The sequence below is a fragment of the Anaerohalosphaeraceae bacterium genome (assembly GCA_035378985.1).
Classification (GTDB): Bacteria; Planctomycetota; Phycisphaerae; order Sedimentisphaerales; family Anaerohalosphaeraceae; genus JAHDQI01.
Genome location: DAOSUR010000001.1, coordinates 193258 through 211996 on the forward strand (window position 1 = coordinate 193258; position 18739 = coordinate 211996).

The window sequence follows — 18739 nt, forward strand, 5'->3', positions numbered from 1 at the left end:
TGCTCCCGCAGGATTCCAAGCACTTAAGCGACCAGCGCCAGACTAAATTGTGTTAGCCGATAACTCGCTAAAGCTATGTCAATAAAAGATTTAGGAAACCCACCCGGATTTCCCTGTCTTCGATAAGACATTCAGGCCTTCCGGCCTCAAAGCGGGCGATGAGATTTGAACTCACGACATTCACGTTGGCAACGTGACGCTCTACCCCTGAGCTACGCCCGCATAATCGCCCTATTAAATAAAACAAAAAGCACGGTTTGTAAAGAGTTTTTTCTCAAAAAACGCGTTTGTAAAAAACAGATTTTACTCTCCGAGAACCTGAACAATCACCTTGCGGCTGCGCGGGCCGTCAAACTCACAAAAATAAATCCCCTGCCAGGTTCCGAGAACCAGCCGGCCCTTTTCCAAAAGAATTCGCTCGCTGCACCCGACCAGAGAGGATTTCACGTGGGCATCGGAATTGCCTTCGGAGTGCTGATAGCCGGCCCGATGCGCCGGCACCAGGGCCTCCAGCGTCAAAAGAATATCGTGCACGACATCCGGGTCGGCATTTTCGTTAATCGTAATGCCGGCTGTCGTATGCGGGGTATAAACGGTCACCTGGCCGTTCTGAATCCCGCTTTCGCGAATGATTCCGGCCACTTGTTCTGTGATGTCCGCCATTTCACAGCGGCGCCGCGTGGATATTGAGATCGTCTGCTGAACAATTTTCATAAAATCTTCGCCCTTTCGTTTTAGAATCATACCCGCTGAATTAAAAGCGTTATCGGACCCTGTTCAAACAGAAAAATCGTTTTTATCAAATCTTACAACAAATATAACCCCTACAAACCATTTTGAAAGTATTTCCCATAAAGCCGCTTTATTTGATTTCCGAAGAGTTTGGCAGGTTTTTCTGAAAGGGAATATGAGAAGGCAAGGGCAGAAACCTGTTTCTCTGCATGGAAGAGGATGCGGAACGCTGGCTGTTTTCCTGTTTGCTTTCAGTGCAATCGTTCAAGCCCAGACCGATGAATCAGACATCCATCGGCAGGAGCGAATCCGCCAGATTGAAGAACGCATTCGAACCCTCGAAGAACAGCTCAAAACGATCGACCCCCAGGCCCCCGAATTGCAGACGTCAGACATCTCCGCCGATGAGAAATCGGCTGCCGACGGCCAGGTGGACCTCTTTGAGCTGCCGCTGGAACAACTGATGGAGATTACCCTTCCTACCGCCGCTTCCCTCACGCATACCACGCAGCGGCTGACGCCTTCGACGGTTACCACCATCACCCAGGAGCAGATCCGGCGCAGCGGAGCGCGAAGTCTTTACGAACTGCTCGAAATGTATGTGCCGAACCTGCAAATCATTTTTGCACGGGAGCGAACCCGTGCGGTAGGGCTTCGCGGCATTATAGCCCATCAAAATGACAAGTTTCTCCTGCTGGTCAACGGCCGCATTATGAATGAGCGGACGGATTCGGGCGCTATCACTGAGCTGGACCTGCCGATGCTCACAGATATTCATCACATTGACATTGTGCGGGGTCCCAGTTCCGCCCTCTATGGTCCCGGCGCGCTGTCGATGACCATCAACATTGTTACAGACAGCTACAAAACATTCGAGGGTCAGGAGGCAACGCTGCGGGCCGGCGCGGTCGAACGCTTCGCCACCGGAGAATTCAAGCACAGCCGAAAACTCAGTGAAGACAGCGGCCTGTTCCTGTATGCCGGTGCCAGCAAATACGACGGAGCAGATGCCGCGGATTCACCGATGGTCTTCGGCACGGAAGAGCCGATGTGGCTGCTGGATGACATCTCCACCTGGAACTGGAAGATTTATCAGGGGACTGAACAGGTCAAGGACTGGTTCAAGAACCTCAACCAAATGCCGTTTGAGCGGCCCAAGATGAAGCTGTTTGCTCAATATACCCGGGGCGGATTTGATTTATGGGCCCGCTACACCCAGGGCGGTGAATGGATTGATTTTACCGCCTGGCACGATTTTCCGCGGGATGACTGGTGGCATGTGCGGATGTTTTCCAAAGAGGGTATTGTCTATTCGCAGGCCACAATGCAGGCCAGTTATGACCAGGAAATCAACTCCGACTGGTCTCTGCGGTATGTCCTCAGCTATGACCGCTTTACCAATGAAAACGAAAACTTTGAACAGGCCACCTTCCGCAAACGCTACGCCGAGGACGAAATCTACGGACGGATTCTGGCCCGGTGGAATCCGGCTCAGAACCACTCGCTGGCCTTCGGGACGGAATGGTCTCATGAACGGTTCGGACTTTCCCTGTCCGGAGAGGCCGTCAGCAATCAGCCGTTTATGTTCCACTATCCTCCCAACCGGACCGATCCAAATCCGGCCAACTGGGTCGGCTATATGCCGCAGTGGAGCACAGACACATACGCCCTGTTTGGCGAATACCAATGGAACATCAATGACCTGATGACGGTGTTCGTCAGCAGCCGGCTGGACTGGCATCCCTATACGGACACGATGTTTTCCCCGCGAGGTGTGCTGATTCTGACTCCAAGCAAGCAGGATACCATTAAACTAATGGCCTCCCGTTCCGTGCGGACCAACTCCGCCGCCCAGATGTGGATTGACTACAACTACCTGAATATGACCAGCCCCGTGGACAAGCTGAACGCCTACGAGCTGCGGTATGAACGGCAGCATTCTGACAATTTGTGGATGGGCGGGTCGGTTTTCTTTTATGACATGCCCGGCATTTTGGGAGACACATCAGAAGTTTCCAGCGGCACCAGCAGCGGCACCAAAGTCGTGGGCGATATGAAACTGTGGGGGCTGGAGCTGGAGGCCGGCTGGAAAGGGAAAAAACTCAAAGTCGATTTGTCTCACAGCTTTTCCAAACTGATTGAGATGAAAGGCGAACCGGGCATTCTCTGGCACAACTACAGCGCCGCTCCCTTCGGAGTCGGAAACGACCTAGCTCAATGGCACAACCACACCAGCAAGATTCGGACGGAATATCAATACGATGAAAAATGGCTTCTGAACGGCTCGCTTTGCGTCCTGTGGGGTTCGCCGGGCGGACAGGATGCCGCCGATTATCGAGACCAGATGTTTCCGGACTGGGATTATCTGTCCGGCTTTGAAGAACCCTTTAAGGCCAGTGCTTATCTGAACCTTGGGGCTGAATACAAATGGAGTCCCAATACCACGCTGACGTTCACGGGCTACAACCTGCTGGGGCTGGTGGATGAGGAACTGAACAAGCGGCGGGTCGGCTTTGATCGGCAGCTGCCCGGACGGTACCGGATTCTGCCGGTTTCGTTCGGCGTAACGCTCACGCATCGATTCTAAGGAGCGGATGACAGGGTATGAAACATCGGCTTGTACAATTTGAAACCTGCCTCCTCCTGCGGCTTCTGACGGGACTGGCCTGTCTGGCGGCGTCCTCGCCTATATGGGCGGCAGAGCCGGACAAACAGGCCCAGGCCGAGCAGATTCGAGCCGAACTGGCGGCCCTGCGGCAGGAGCTGGCCCTGCTGAAGGGGCAGCAGATTGATAACACTTCCTCTGTTTCAGCACCTGCCGACGAACCCCCTGTACAAGAAGACAATGGTTCGGAAGCCGACCTGCCTGTCTCCGGCATTCTGACGCAAACGCCGCGGCGGCTTTCTCCCTATACCATAACGACCATCACCCGCCGGCAGATTCAAACCTCCCAGGCCCGCAGTTTGTACGAACTGCTGGAAATGTACGTACCCAACCTGCAGATGATGTTTACCAGCGAGCATCCGAAAACCCTCGGTCTCCGCGGGATTCTGGCCCACCGAAGCAACAAATTTGTCGTGCTGGTCAACGGCCGGATGATGAACGAAAAGACCGATGTCGGGGCCATTACCGAACTGGATTTGCCGATGCTCACCGACATTCATCATATTGACATCCTGCGAGGCCCGGCCTCCGCCCTGTACGGCCCCAGCGCCCAGTCGATGGTCATCCACATCGTCACGGACAGTGCGGCAACCTTCCAGGGGGAGCAGGTGACCGTCCGCGGAGGACTCGTGGAGGAATTCGGCACCCTCGAATACAAATTCGGCAAGCAAACCGGCCCGGACCGAGGATATTTCTTCTATGCCGGTGCCAGCCAGTATAACGGGGCCGACGCCGCCGATTCGCCGACGGTGCTGGGAACCAAAGAACCGGTCTGGCTGCGAAGCGGACCGCCCGGGTTTGTCTGGAGACCCTATCCGGGAGATGAACCCATCAAAACCTGGTTTAAGAACCTCAACGAAATGCCGTTTGATCGGCCCAAAATGAAACTGTACGGCCAATACACAGACGGCGGACTGAATCTGTGGGCCCGCCTGACCCAGGGCGGCCAGTGGATTGACTTCCTGCGCTGGTTCGATCAGCGAGAGACACCGGATGACGGACTGACGTATTCTCAAGCCACGGCGGCTGCCTCCTATGACCAGGAAATCAGCAGCGACTGGTCGGTCCGCTATGAATTAAGTTTCGACCGTTTCGCCAACGACAACGACAACTGGGAGCGGGCGTTTCTGTGGAAATCCTTCGCCGAAGAGGAATGGGTTGGACGCATCACGGCTCAATGGAATCCGCATCCAAACCACTCACTGGCATTCGGCGGTCAATGGACACACGATGAATTCGGCAAACGGTTTGGTGATACACCCATCAGCATCCAGCCCTTCGGCAAATACCAGCAGTGGGGTGCTCTGCACGTGCCGCGATGGAATACCGACAGCTACGCCCTGTTCAGCCAATACCAATGGATTCTTTATCCGCAATGGACTTTGTTTCTGGGCGGACGGGCGGATTGGCATCCTTACACCGATACTCTGTTTTCGCCCCGCGGAGTGCTGACCTATACGCCGACGGATAAAGACACCTTTAAGTTTATGGTATCCCGCTCTCATCTGACCAACAGCGCCGGCCAGATGTGGATTGACAAGCATCTCCACGATACGGACAGCCCCTCGGAAAAATTAGATGCCCTCGAATGGCGGTACGAACGGCAGCACAACGAACACCTCTGGGGCGGCGTCTCCGTCTTTTTGTATCAGTTCCGCGATGTGCTGGCCGAGATTCCGGATGAGAATGTCAACTCCGGAGCCCCCGGCGGCACGGGAAGCAAGACGGTCGGCAGGATGCGCACATGGGGCTTCGAATTAGAAGGCGGCTGGCGGCAGGACCGGCTGAACCTGAATCTGTCTCACAGCTTCACCAAACTGCTCAACATTAACGATGCCCCAGCCTTCAACTGGGCCGACGTGTACACCTGGTGGAGCCAGTACACCGTCGCCCCCTTCGGCTTCGGCAATGACCTGGCTCACTGGCACAACCATTCCACCAAACTTCAGGCCGAATACATTCTAAATGAGAAAACCACACTCTTCAGCACCCTGTGCATTCTCTGGGGAAATCCGGGCGGACAAGACTGGGCCGATTACCGCAATCACTTGTTCCCCAACTGGGATTACGATACGGCGTTCAAAGAACCTTTCAAGGCGTGCGCTTATCTGAATTTGGGTTTGGAGTATCGGTGGAGCAAAAACACAACTGTTCACCTGACCGGCTACAATCTGCTGGGCCTGCTTGACAAGGACATGAACAAACGCCGTGTCGGGTTTGATGACCAGATGCCCGGACACTATCGTATCCAGCCGACGGCTTTTTCCGGTTCTATCACCTGCCGCTTCTGACAGATTCCCGTGCCTGTCAATAAGGAATCACGGAAACAAGTCGAACATTGTTTGCCACCGGCAGCTGGTCATCCCGCTGAGGCGGCAGCAGTTCAAACTCAAAAATATGGTTATAGCTGGGAAGTTCTACACCGGCGGCATTCTGTAGGCTGCCGGCCCGAAAATAGGCCATCCCATACGGACTTCCTGAACGCTGAATATCCGTTATCCACAGATAGGGAGAGATTTCCTTCAAATACCGAAGATAGCCGAACCCCTTTTCTTTGTTGAAATAGGAGCACGTTCCGCGCACGACCGAACCAATCTGTCCCCAGGGAATTTCCGTATTGGTCGGCAGCAGATTGGGAATCATATAGCCGGAGAAATACTGGTCCGCCTCCTCCTTGAGACGACCGGAGACATTATCAAAACCGATCACTTCAACCCGGCAGCCGCGATTTTGAGCGGCATTGACTACCTTAACAAAATCCCCGTCACCGGAAACCAGCACAATTTTATCGAGCTGCTCTGACTGAATCAGCAGGTCGGTCGCCAAATCCATATCCGCATTGGCCTTGCCGAACCGCTCGCCGGTTTCGTCATCCACAAACCACTTAACCTCCTTAATGATAACTTTATAACCAAGGTCCCGCAAAAAAGAGTGGAATTTTCTTGCATTTGCTCCAAAAACGGCATCCTCGTGCGCACGGTCTGCATCAAAACTTACATAGGCATTCAGACGAATCACCTGCGCCCCCTCCCGGCAGGCAAATTCCCGAAGGATATTGTACTGCATTCCTCGGCCGCCGTTTTTATAAACATAGGCGGCATCGACATATACACCCACTTTCAAACTGTTGTCTTGTCCCGACATCCAAAAACCCCTAAAAAAATCTGATAATCACGCTTTCAGCCGATACGCATTGTACAACTCCAACCATTTTAGTCCAACGGTATCTTTTTTCCCTTTGTAAAGAAAAAAGCCAGACCCCTTTTTGGGAATCTGGCTTCGGAGGAGGGTGATGAGAAGAAATTTGCTAAGTATTATACAAGGCATTCGCCCTTGGAGTTCATAAACTTGCCAAAGTTCCTTTAATCTGCTCTTTTATCGGCAGTATCCTGGAAAAAGTCCAGTTAAACTGCCTTCCCTCTGCGGCTAAAAACCCATTTTATGAAGCCTTTAGCCCCCTTCAGACCCTAATGAGAAGGAACCATGCAGTTTTACTCCCCACCTTTTTAAATATATTCTTATAAAAAGCTATCGTCAACAAAAAAATAAATTTTTCACAAATTAAAACAAGATAAGAAAGTTCTGTTTTTAAAAAATGCCACCAACTTAACTTGCGGAGGTTTTACTAATTTCCTTTTTTTGCTAAACACACAAAGGAGTTAATTTGGATAGAAATAGATTTTTTCCCATTGAGCAGCCAAGCCGGCCAAGTCAGGCAGGGTATACATTTCCAGCCAGACGGAGGCAAACACCGCCAAATCATACAGGTCCACCACACAATCCGGCGCCCCTGCCGGGCCCGTTAAATCATACTCGCTCGTATGACCCAACAGACAAACCCCCACCCCTGTCATCTCATAATAAACCTCTGCAGCCTCCTCCTCGCTCAGCCCGTAATTATAAATCCGCACATCATCCAAACGCCCTTCAAATATCTCCACACCCCCTATCCAGCCGCCCAGCGTCAGCTGAGCCGTCGTATCCGACGGCAAGACATACGGCCCTTCCGTCCGAAACACTCCATCCACATAAACCCGGGCCGATGTGCCTGTGTAAACTACACAAATGTGCTGCCAGCGGCCTCCCGAAGACAAACCGTCCTCTACAGACAAAAGCGTCCCTTGCGGCCAGGTCTCCATCTGAACATCCGACCCCAAAGACATGCCGGACGGCCGTTGGGCCCACAGACTGAGCGTCATCGCACCCGTCCCGCCTGTCAAGTCCAGCGGCTCCGTCACCGCCCAGCCCGAATCCGCATTGATTTGGACCGCCCCCAGCGACTGCCCGTCTGCCCCCTCCACAAACACCGGAACCCCCCAAACCGATGCCGTACGTCCGGATACGGTGTCCACATACATCCCGTCCGCATAATCCGACACATCCAGCGTCCAGTGCGCCAGCAGCCCCTCCACCGTCAGACGGGCTGACGTGCTGTTTACAGAAAACCCGGAGCCGTTGCTGATTCGGCAATAATACAACCCTGCATCAGAAAACGCAGCAGGGTTTAGGGTCAGGCGTGAGGTGTACGTTTGACCATTTGCGAACAGTTCAATATTCACATTCGGCAAGGAGGCCCCTACGGGCTCATCCTGCTGAAGACCTTTCTTAAACCACTGAACAACCGGAGCAGTTTCACTTGTAAAAGTTGTCTCAAAAACAGCCGGCTGCCCTTCGCGAACCTGAACGGAATTCGGATTCGTCAAAATAACAGGAAGGCCGGTATTCAGATATGGAAGCGTCAGATGCGTCCCGGCGGAAAGATAAATATCATCCACACGAACCGGGCCGTAGCCGGTGCCTCGGCCGTACACCTTAAACGACTGAAGCGGGCCGGAGGTGCTGTTGCGAAAAACAAAATCATCGGCACGCCGGTCTGCGGCGGTTGCTGCATTCTGACCGGTCGTCACATATACATCATAGGTATTGTTCAGATTGTTGATAACCAGCCAGATGTTGTACCAGACCCCTGCCGAAAAGGGATTCAGAATCGCCGTATTAACGGTACCGTTGCGGGCGCGAAGTTCTCCGCCGACCACCACGACATAACACTCAAAATCATTCCAATCTCCCGTCGGGGCCGCCAGGTAGCTTAAGCCCACCGAACAGTCCGGCTCCGTACCGGCTGGTTTATACAAACGGAAAAAAAGCGTCGTTTCCGTATCGGCGGCGGGAACGGCCAATCCCCCCAGCCCCCGATAACTGCCGTAGCTTTCCATATACCGATTGCCGCCGCTTTCCTGGGCCACGATGGGGCTGCCGCTGGTCACAATCCAGGGAGAAGGCAGAGATCCTGTCGGATAGCCTTCGAAGTTATCAAACAAAGAGTCACCGCAAACCGGCCATCCAATAAGCAGGAAAAGAATCAGCAGGCATTTTCTTTTTATTTGTCTCATTCTTAAAAACCTTAATTGCAGGTTGGATAGTATGTGCAAACAAGCCACTGGGAGGCCAAGCCGGCCAAGTCAGGCAGGGTATACATTTCCAGCCAGACGGAGGCAAACACCGCCAAATCATACAGGTCCACCACACAATCCGGCGCCCCTGCCGGGCCCGTTAAATCATACTCGCTCGTATGACCCAACAGACAAACCCCCACCCCTGTCATCTCATAATAAACCTCTGCAGCCTCCTCCTCGCTCAGCCCGTAATTATAAATCCGCACATCATCCAAACGCCCTTCAAATATCTCCACACCCCCTATCCAGCCGCCCAGCGTCAGCTGAGCCGTCGTATCCGACGGCAAGACATACGGCCCTTCCGTCCGAAACACTCCATCCACATAAACCCGGGCCGATGTGCCTGTGTAAACTACACAAATGTGCTGCCAGCGGCCTCCCGAAGACAAACCGTCCTCTACAGACAAAAGCGTCCCTTGCGGCCAGGTCTCCATCTGAACATCCGACCCCAAAGACATGCCGGACGGCCGTTGGGCCCACAGACTGAGCGTCATCGCACCCGTCCCGCCTGTCAAGTCCAGCGGCTCCGTCACCGCCCAGCCCGAATCCGCATTGATTTGGACCGCCCCCAGCGACTGCCCGTCTGCCCCCTCCACAAACACCGGAACCCCCCAAACCGATGCCGTACGTCCGGATACGGTGTCCACATACATCCCGTCCGCATAATCCGACACATCCAGCGTCCAATATGCTACGAGCCCTTCCGCCAACAAACGAGCGGCAGAACTTGAACGCTGGACATTGCTTGCGTTCGATATTCTGCAATAGTAAAAGCCGGCATCTGAGACCAAAGTTTCTGTAAACACCAACCGAGCCGTATATTGCTGAGTCTGATTATCAAAAATGATTTCAGAAAAGATACGGCCGCCGGCCGTATCCACCGGCATCTCTCCGGACGGTTCTGTTTTGTACCAGACAGCCGTCGGTTCAGTTTGGCTTTCAAAAACCGCCTCGAAAACGGCGTCATTCGGCGTTCTAACACGCACATCGGACGGCTGACTTAGAATGACCGGCGGCACACCGCCCGGAGCCAAAAGCATATCTTCCGGTCCGCGGGCAATGGAACTGATACGCACCTCATCGACCAATCCCTCAAAATTTTCGCCGGAATAATCCCGTCCTTCATTGCCGACGGCAAAGTCGATTCGCGGGTAAGACAGAAGGTCCGCCGACATTTGGAACGAAGCCAGCAGGTTGGCCTCCGAAGCCCCGGAATCAAGCCGAGTCCAGTAAAAGCTCAGGTTGCCCCCCGTGTTCTCCTGACCATTGTAGGTCACTGCAACATGAAACCATTGTCCCGGAGCCCAGGCGTGTTCTCCAACAGTCGGCAAAACAGCCGTAAAATTTTCCTGGGTACCGGTTAATTTGATAAACTCCAGCTGGCCGCTGGTGTTAATTCGAAACTGCCAGCCGCGTGTGGAGGAACTGTCGTCCTCTCCGGAAATAATCTGCATATGATTGGGAATAGAGCCGGCAGGCCTGATAACGGCCTCAAACGTAAACGCCCCGTCTGAACCTGTAAAATTACTGATAGAAACTTCATCGACATAGGCAATCGGCTGATTGGCAGAGGTATTGGAAGAACCCTCGTAGGTATTCAGGGCCGTCCCGAATCCTTCGTACGAGGATTCTGTAACCGTTGCCCCATAAGCCGGCGTTAAATGAATAGGATTGCTCGAAACAGCATCATTTGCATCTCCGTCAAAATGGTACAGATGCAGTGTATAGTCATCCGGTGTATAGGAGCCGCGAACGGCCGCCGTACAGGGAGCAGCCATCGCAAGCACCGTCCCGATTATCATTAAGATTCGTTTCACAGAATAATCCCCCATCCATCGGCTGTTTAATCGTTGATCTGAAAATCCAGAACCCGCAGGTTGGTCGCCGCCCCGATTGTCCCGGGCGATTCCTGCATCATCACAGATAGAACCCCCTGCTCAAAGCGGGTCTTGTCGCCGAGGGCTTCGCTGAGAAAAAAGCCGGGCTCGACATGGATGATCTGCCAATCCGTCCACTGATTGGCCGCCGTAGCCGCCTGAATCGTCAGGTCACCGTCCATAAAATAAATACCGGTATCCGTCAGATTGACCGTCCGGCGGGACTGATAAATCACAAAGGCATCGCCGTTGGAGCGGATAAACAATTTCGGCCGGCTGCCGACATAATCCGGCAGCTCATTTCGATGCCACGTGCCCTGCGAATCACGCCAATAGTGGAAATAGCGTCGAGCCCCTTCCGGCCCCCAGGTGCTCCAGGCATAGCCCTGATAGGTTTCGGGGGTACAGTGAAACATCACGGTGTGAATTCGCCCCTGCGGGTCAACGGCCTGCGCCTGCTGATTCATCAGCCCATAATAGCGGTCCAGCGTGACAACCTGAATCCCCGGCGAATCCAAAAGGATTAACTCCTGCGTAGCCGTATCTCCGGTGGAGCGTCCAACGATTTGAATGCCTTCGTTAATCCAAGTCAGACCGAGCATTGTTTGAATCGGCTGCGGTCCTGTTCCAACGCGCAGTCCTTTGGGCGGTTCGTTATTGTACCAGGTGAGTCCCCCGTCTTTGCTGTAGGCATATAAGATATCGTGGTTGGCTCCGCCGGCCGTTTCTCTCCAAGTCCACGTCAGATGCAGGGTACCGTCCGGGCCGTAGCCGATCGGGCCGTTCAGATAGGGATTCCGAACTGTACTGCTTCCGAGGGAATCTGTATAAGTGCCGGTTCGCCCGATGACCGTTCGCGTGTTTGTCCACAGACCTGTGGAAGCATTATAATCCACCATAGCCCAGTCCCCGTTACCGGAACTGCCGATACGGTAGCCGAACTGAAGGTTGCCGTCGGGGGTCGGCCAGAACCGCGGATAGGTCACACTCGAATACGATTTGCCCGTCTCCAGATAATTCCGGACGGCTCCAAACAGGGATGCACTCCAGGTTACGGAGGCGGGATTGGTTGCAGCACCGGTCTGCGAGACTCGATAATGGAGCACACCGCCGTGATGGTCAAAAGACAGGTGAATCGTGCCGTCATTAGGGCAAATGCCCATCGAAATCACATTGTGGGCATCTGTTGTTGTGCTGAGCGTATAATCCGTCAGGGTCAGAACCTGCCAGGGGCCGGAGGGAAGCTGGCGGCGTCCCACACAGACATAACGCGAACTGTTATAATAGGTGATATACTGCCAGCCGTTAAAGGTCATCAGGGCCTCCTGCTGAAAAGAAAGCCCGTTGATGGCATATCCGTAGGGAGCCCCGCTGCTGAGCGTCATTGCATTGGACGCGACGGTTGTATCGCCGATTTTGGTTGCGCTCGGAAACGCCATACATAACGAGGCAACCCCCCCAAAAACAGCCCAATAGAAAACATTTTTGGTGCTTGTGATTGTTCGACGGTGCATCGATTCACCCCCAGTTTATTGAAATTCTGTTTTGTACGTTTGCGGTTTTTTTACTTATTGGGAAGCCGAGGCAGCGGACTGGGAACTTTATACCCTTTGCTCCAGGGCAGAGTCCACAGCACTTCCAATTTTACAGTATCCGCATGCAGGTCCCGGAAAATCACATTGATTTGTCTGCCGTGCCGGTCGATGCAGAACCGCCGCATATTCTCACTGTTGGCAGGAAGCTGGGCGGCAGTGGAACCCTGCAGCGTATCCGGCGGCAGGTCATTGCCGCGCGGCCAGCCGACGGTCCAGACACAGTCGGCAAACAGCGGCACAGTCGGCGAAATATCCATCCAGTTTTTGAAAAAGTACGGCGCATACATCGAGTCGCTTTCGTAATAATAATCCAGCCCGGCCCAGCCGTTGATCCCGTAGCTTCCGATTGTGGAAATCCCCGTCGAGCGGGCCCACGACCAGGGCATCGTCGCCGTGCCGTACTGCCCGGACGGATTGGCATAGGGACCGGTCGGGTCCGCCTGAAACTTGGCATACGGCGCAGACGGGCACAGGAGCATATCAATCTTTTTGCCCTCCTGATACTGCTGAGCATAATAGGTGTTGTCGGAATAGGGAGCCAGTTTGCCCATCCAGTAGTCGTTCGTTTCCGAGCCGTCTTTCCGAATGGCAAAGCGTTTGTAGTTGTACTGCATTTCGTACATCTCCATTGCCTTGCCGATTTGAGACAAATTGTTCTTGCAGACAATCTTGCGGCCCTGCTCCTTGGCCATTTTCAATGCCGGCATAACAATCGACAATAACAGAGCAATAATTGCAATTACAACCAGCAGTTCAATCAGGGTAAATCCCCTTCTTCTCTTAATCATCTTGTCTGCCACAACACTCTCCTGAAAAGACGGAACTCCTGTTTCTCTGGATTCCCGCCTTCGCGGGAATGACAATCACACGAAAAGAACTTTTCACACGAATAGCGATTTCGCAAAAATGATCATTAGGATAAAAACAGTTTCGGCTTTCTCAAAAAGGGCTGCGGACCGGGCCGTTCCCGGCCTGCAGCTGAATAATGTTGCCTCTTATCCTAAACCGTTCTTAGCGCTTGCGAGATGCCAGCAGAGCACCCAGTCCCAGCAGGGCCATCGTCGCCGGCTCCGGAACAAAAATCCGCAGATTGTCCAGACTGCCGACCACGCCGGCTCCCCGAATATCGGCATAGAAACCTACCACCGTGCCAGCATTGGCATAAGCAGGCGTACGGGTTACCAGAACATTCCGAGTCCCCTGATAGTACCAGCCTGCCTCATACTTGTTTTCCTCAACACGGGCGATAAACAGGGTGTCAATCGGAATATTGTTGGTCCAGTTTCCGGCCAACGTATATTCCGTCGTCCCATCGAAGCCGCGGGAGAACAGCTGGCCGGAGTTGCGGCGATACATCGCAATGTAATCCTTGCGAACACCGGTCTGAGGGGCTGTGCCGCCGACATAGAGACCGATATCCTGCGAACCTGTCGCCCCAACCACCACATCGACCTGGAGTTCCTGGCCGACACCGAGGGTCAGGCCGCTGCGGATGAAGGCATGCTGCTCAATGCCGTCATACGTTGAGGTGCTGATTTGAAGCGTTCCATCGACAATCTGCCATGTACTGACATTCGAAGCCCCGCCGTTGGCATCCAGAATCACCGTGTCCGTATAGGCACTTAAATCGCCGCTGAAGTCGTCAATCAAAACGGCCTGGGCTGCCATACTCATCAGCCCCATCAGGACTAAAACAGATGCTTTTTTCATCTTTCACATCCTCCACAAATTGGGTTCACTGAAACTTGTTCCACACTCCAAACACATCCAACACTTCACACACAACACACTTCACACTTTTTTTGCGGTAAGCAGGGCCTCCCTCCGCAGGAAGCCCTGCCGGGAAAACTCTATCGTTTACTGCAGACCGCTGGCCAGCCATTTCTGGACAAAGACCGTCAGGTCAGCCAAATCCACGCGGCAGTAGGACGAGCCGGTATTATCGAGGTTGAACTGATTGCCGTCGAAATTGGGTTCCATACAGGGCCGGATGCCGGTCGCATTGAAGAACTCGGCCGCAATGGTCTGGACATCCACGGCATAATTGTAAATCTTCAGATCATCAATCCAGCCGTCAAACTCGGCATCTGCCGCAAACTGGCTTCGCCCAACGTAGTTTTGGGCCGGATGGAAATTGACCGGATTAATCGTCATCGCTGTATTCTGGGCTTTTGGTTCGCCGTTGATATAAATCCGGCCGGTATTGCCGTCGAGCACAACGGCTACATGCACCCACTGATTAGTCGGCAGAGGGGCGGTGGAAGCAATCTGTTCGCCGGAGCCGTTGTTGAGTACAAACCGGCATTCACTTCCGTTGCTGGGTGTCAGGAACATATAATGGGACGTGTCATTGCCGAAGTCGATAATCCGCTGCCAGTTGGCCCCGCCCCGCCAATAGACCCAGGCCGTCACGGTAATGTCCTTATAATCCGCCGCTCCGGCCGGCAGCTGGGCATAGCGGCCGTTCGGGTCTGTCGCATGGTCCCCGTTGTCAAACCGCAGACTGTAGAGACCCACAGACGGAGCCGGCACGTTCGTATCGAGCATCGGAAGACCGGCCGTGCCTTCCTGCATCAGCGTCATAACCCTGCCGCCGACAACATCAGGCGACGTATTGCCGTTCAGAATCTCCAGCGGATAATGCGAGACGAGCCGTTTAATCTGGAGGGCGGCACTGCTTGAATCCGCAGAACCGGCTTCATTAGTCGCCCGGCAGAAATAAACGTCTTCGTCCTGCACTTGAGCATTGGCTATCGAAAGCTGTTTTGTATCGGCACCGGAAATCACAGACCCCCAGGCGGTTGTACCATTAGATAGCGGCTCAGTGCCTTTATACCACCTGTAGGTCGCGCCGGCTTCTTTCACCAATTCCACAGAGAACTGGGCGGTCTGCCCGGCAAAAACGGCCTGGTCCAGCGGATGCACCGTAAAGGCCGGCACACGCGTAAGGGTCTTAAAACTCCAGATGGGGCCGGTAAGTGTATTGGGGTCATTCGGACCGGAGTTATTAATGCCGGCATCCACCCGCCAGAAATAGACCTGGCCGTCTGACAGGGTCACAGGGGCCGTAATCGGATTGACCAAATCGGTCACAACCACGGGCGAAACAAATGCGAAATTCGGCTCACTATGCTGGATATACAGATAATAGGTTGTGACATTGGCCGCTGCGGCATTATCCCATTGAAGAGCAGTCAGGTCAAAATCAACCGCCTGGTCGCCGGAAGCGGGAACCGGGTTGGTCACCCACGGTACCTCTGTCCGCAGCAGCATTTGATCGGGCTGGCGGGCAATGCGGCTGATGCGCACCTCATCTACCAACCCATCAAAATTTTCATCCGCAAGAGAAAAACTCCGCAGCTCATTCCCGATGCAAAGCTTGGTTGCATCATTCGCATCCAAATCCGCCGTCATCGTGAAAGGTCCGCCAACCTGGACAGCCGATGTGGCCGAAGCAATAGGAGTCCAATAGAGTTTCAGATTGCCGGAAACATTGGGCGTGCCGCTGTAGGTCACCGCCACGTGATACCACTGGCCCGGGGTATACGTAATAGGAGCATCAAACGCGGTTGTCGAGCCCGAAAGGGTCTGGAACCGAAGTGTGGTGCCCGTATTTTGTATCCGCAGCTGAAACCCGCGGTCCGTCGCGCCCGCATCCGTCTCGCAGCTGAGAATCTCCATATGTCCCTTCAGGGAACCGGCCGGGACATCCGGACGAACCAGGGCCTCAAACGTAAACTCGCCGTTGGGGCCCGTCAAATCGGAAATCAGAATCGTCTGGTTATAATCGCCGACTCGTCCGACAAAGGGGCCGTTATTGCCGGCCGCATTATCATAGGTATTGGCCGCATTGCCGTATCCGGCATTGGAAGCCGCCAGAGCGGCATTGTTGTAAAAAGCCATATCAATCGGACTGGTCCGCACCAAATCATGAATGACGCCATCTTTGACCACATCAAACCGCCACAAATGGAGCGTATCCGCATCCAGGGGGTAAGGACCGATATCCACGGCCTGGACCGCAAGACTGCACAGGCAAACCACTGCCGTCAGCATCATCTTTCTCATCGTCGTTTCTCCTCTTATTTTCATCGTGTTGAGTATCCCGTTTATTGCCGCGTTTAATACAATCCGTCAGCCAGCCACCGACTTGCAAAGGCCGCAAAGTCCGCCAGGTCAATTCGGCAGTATGAAGAAGCGGTATTATCAAAATTGAACTGGCTGCCGTCAAAATTGGGCTCTACACAGGCCGGCTTTCCGGTTATCTGCGTATATTCGGCGGCAACTTCCGCGGGCGTCCAGGCATAGTTATACACCCGCAGGTCATCCATCAGACCGCCGTAGAAGTTGGCCAGGACATTCCGGTCGGCAAACGTGCGGGTAGCGCCGAGCAGAACCCCCCGCTGCCAGGCCGCATACAGCGCCGGCGTGCCGAGTGTGGTATCCTCTGCTACAATCCCCCCGTCCACATAAACCCGCCCGAGGGTGCCCGCTTTCCAAACCGTCGTAACCATATGCCACTGATTGTCGGTGAGCATATCAAAGCCGGTCATAGAAGGCCGGCCCTGAGCCGTGACGATTTCGGCCGCTTCGCCGCGGACGTTGATACGGGCATCCGCCGTCGTGCCGCTGGTTTCCAGACTCATCGCAAAGCCGGTTGTCGTGCCGTCATTGTAATTGGACAAAAGTCCTCCAACTTTGGCGGCCTTCACCCAGCAGGTGATGGTACCTTCATCCAGTCCGCCGCCGATGCCGCCGGCCAACGGTCCGGCCTTCGGATAAGCCGACATCCCGAAATCCACATACTGACCGACACCGTTCAGCTGGAGGGCGTAGCTTCCCTGAATCCGGTCGGTCGTAAAGACCAGATTGGCCTGGCTCGGTTCCGGCAATGACAGGTCAAACGCCTGGCCGTGGTTGCCTTCGCCGCTGGAGTCATTGAGATTGTTTTCAAAGCCGTAAGCAGCCACCAGCCGTCCGACCGTCAGAGAAACCACATTCGAATAGACATCCGGCTTCGGACCGCCGCCGCTTTGGGTCGCCTCGTTCCAGATGCGGCAGTAATAATGCCCCTGATTGGCCAGAGAAGCATTGGCAATCGACAGGGTCGGGGAATTGCCGCCGACCTGCGTATCCGAAGCATCAATCTGGGCATCCGCCGAATAGTACCACTGATAACTTACAGGCGAGACGCTGAATACGGAAACACTGAATGCCGGAGACAGCGACTGCCCCAGACGTACCGAGGTCGAAACCGGCTGCCTCTGGATAATCGGCTCCATACTAATCGTCTCGAATGTCCAGGTCGGGCCGACAATGTTATTCGGCTCACCCGGCGGATACACACCGCCCTGCCCATTATCCAGAGCATGTTCAATCTTCCAAAGATACTTGCCGCTGGCCTTCAGAGCCGGCTCAGGAATATACGAAGAGGTCAGATTGCCTCCGATCTGATTGACCGTCGCCGCATAATAAAGGTTCGGGTCGCTTGTCATGTTCTGATTTTTGGATAGATACACATAATGCTTTTTAATCAGCGGATTGATTTGAGAACGATTGGCCGGATCCAAGCCGGCATTCCACTGAAGCATCACATCCACATCTCCGGTTGTGCCGATAGGAATTCCCGCCTGGGTTGCATTGTTCACCGGGTCGGGATTGTGCGGCCCGAACAGCGAACTTTCGATTCTCAAATTGTCAAGGTCTCCGTAGGTCGTTACACTGCGGACATCCCCGAAGAAACCGACTGCATTGCCGATGTTTGTATTGTCAATCGTCGCCGTCGAAAAATCGACATAAGTCGTCTTGTCCACGATATAGCCCAAAGTGAACGTATTGGCACTGTCGCGGCGAATGTACAGACCTGTAACGTGAATTTTGGGGTCCGCAGGCAGGCCGCCGGCATACAGAGTCGGGCCGACTGAGGTCCCGTTGATCACAACCCCTTTGAGGTTGTTATTGTCGGCCTGCACATAGACGGCGATATAATCCTGGCGGACTTCGCCGCTGGTGCCGGGAGCCAGTGCCGGCGGTGTCTTGGTCGCCGCTACGGCAATCCCGATATCGGCACGAGTTGTCGTACCCCAGGCCAAATCCGCTACCAGCAAATCGCCTACGGCCAATGAATAATCATCCCTCAAGAAAACAACCTGCTCGGCCTCAGTACCGGAGGATTTGCTTATCCGAAGAACCCCGTCGGCAGTCGTAAAACTGACTGCACGAGCCGTATTCTGGTCCAGAACACACGTGAGCACATACTCCGATAAATTGCCGTCCGCAAAGTCATCAATCAGAAGAGAAGGGACATATGCCCCCGCTGTCATCCCCCAGAATCCTGCAAGAAGAAGTACCAAACCTCGCTTCATCATACATCCTCCATTTCAATACGGATCCGTTGTTATGATTTTTCCGAAA

The 18739-nt window shown here is 54.0% G+C and carries 11 protein-coding genes and 1 tRNA gene; 2 read left to right on the top strand and 10 right to left on the bottom strand.

Translation table 11 applies throughout. From position 1 onward, the window contains the following. Positions 1-150: 150 nt before the first annotated feature. Both PKY88_00940 and PKY88_00945 read right to left on the bottom strand, forming a co-directional pair. A tRNA-Gly gene (locus tag PKY88_00940) sits at positions 151-222 on the bottom strand. Between the two features lie 81 nt (positions 223-303). Continuing rightward, positions 304-714 (bottom strand): secondary thiamine-phosphate synthase enzyme YjbQ, encoded by a 411-nt coding sequence (locus PKY88_00945; GenBank protein HOQ03767.1) that lies wholly within the window; start codon positions 712-714, stop codon positions 304-306. Between the two features lie 193 nt (positions 715-907). Between PKY88_00945 and PKY88_00950 the strand changes: the two genes are divergently transcribed. Both PKY88_00950 and PKY88_00955 read left to right on the top strand, forming a co-directional pair. Then, a complete protein-coding gene (locus PKY88_00950) occupies positions 908-3319 on the top strand; it encodes a TonB-dependent receptor (protein HOQ03768.1) in 2412 nt (803 codons plus the stop codon). A 17-nt stretch (positions 3320-3336) separates the two neighbouring features. Continuing rightward, positions 3337-5688, top strand: a complete 2352-nt coding sequence (locus PKY88_00955) for a TonB-dependent receptor (GenBank protein ID HOQ03769.1) — start codon at positions 3337-3339, stop codon at positions 5686-5688. Between the two features lie 16 nt (positions 5689-5704). On the opposite strand, the gene PKY88_00960 is transcribed toward PKY88_00955, so the two are convergent. The 8 genes from PKY88_00960 to PKY88_00995 form a co-directional block, all read right to left on the bottom strand. Then, positions 5705-6541 (bottom strand): NYN domain-containing protein, encoded by an 837-nt coding sequence (locus tag PKY88_00960; GenBank protein HOQ03770.1) that lies wholly within the window; start codon positions 6539-6541, stop codon positions 5705-5707. 515 nt (positions 6542-7056) lie between these two features. Further along, positions 7057-8790, bottom strand: a complete 1734-nt coding sequence (locus PKY88_00965) for an immunoglobulin domain-containing protein (GenBank protein ID HOQ03771.1) — start codon at positions 8788-8790, stop codon at positions 7057-7059. An 11-nt stretch (positions 8791-8801) separates the two neighbouring features. Next, positions 8802-10670, bottom strand: coding sequence for an immunoglobulin domain-containing protein (locus tag PKY88_00970; GenBank protein ID HOQ03772.1), 1869 nt, complete (start codon positions 10668-10670; stop codon positions 8802-8804). A gap of 26 nt (positions 10671-10696) precedes the next feature. Further along, complete coding sequence (locus tag PKY88_00975; protein HOQ03773.1) at positions 10697-12169, bottom strand: BNR repeat-containing protein; 1473 nt, start codon at positions 12167-12169, stop codon at positions 10697-10699. 125 nt (positions 12170-12294) lie between these two features. Next, positions 12295-13125, bottom strand: a complete 831-nt coding sequence (locus PKY88_00980; GenBank protein ID HOQ03774.1) for a prepilin-type N-terminal cleavage/methylation domain-containing protein — start codon at positions 13123-13125, stop codon at positions 12295-12297. A gap of 211 nt (positions 13126-13336) precedes the next feature. Beyond that, on the bottom strand, positions 13337-14035 hold the full coding sequence (locus tag PKY88_00985; protein HOQ03775.1) for a PEP-CTERM sorting domain-containing protein: 699 nt from the start codon (positions 14033-14035) through the stop codon (positions 13337-13339). Positions 14036-14182: 147 nt separating this feature from the next. Next, positions 14183-16393: an immunoglobulin domain-containing protein gene (locus PKY88_00990; protein HOQ03776.1), complete on the bottom strand. Its 2211-nt coding sequence runs from the start codon at positions 16391-16393 to the stop codon at positions 14183-14185. Positions 16394-16446: 53 nt separating this feature from the next. Next, positions 16447-18693: an immunoglobulin domain-containing protein gene (locus tag PKY88_00995; GenBank protein ID HOQ03777.1), complete on the bottom strand. Its 2247-nt coding sequence runs from the start codon at positions 18691-18693 to the stop codon at positions 16447-16449. Positions 18694-18739: the final 46 nt, after the last annotated feature.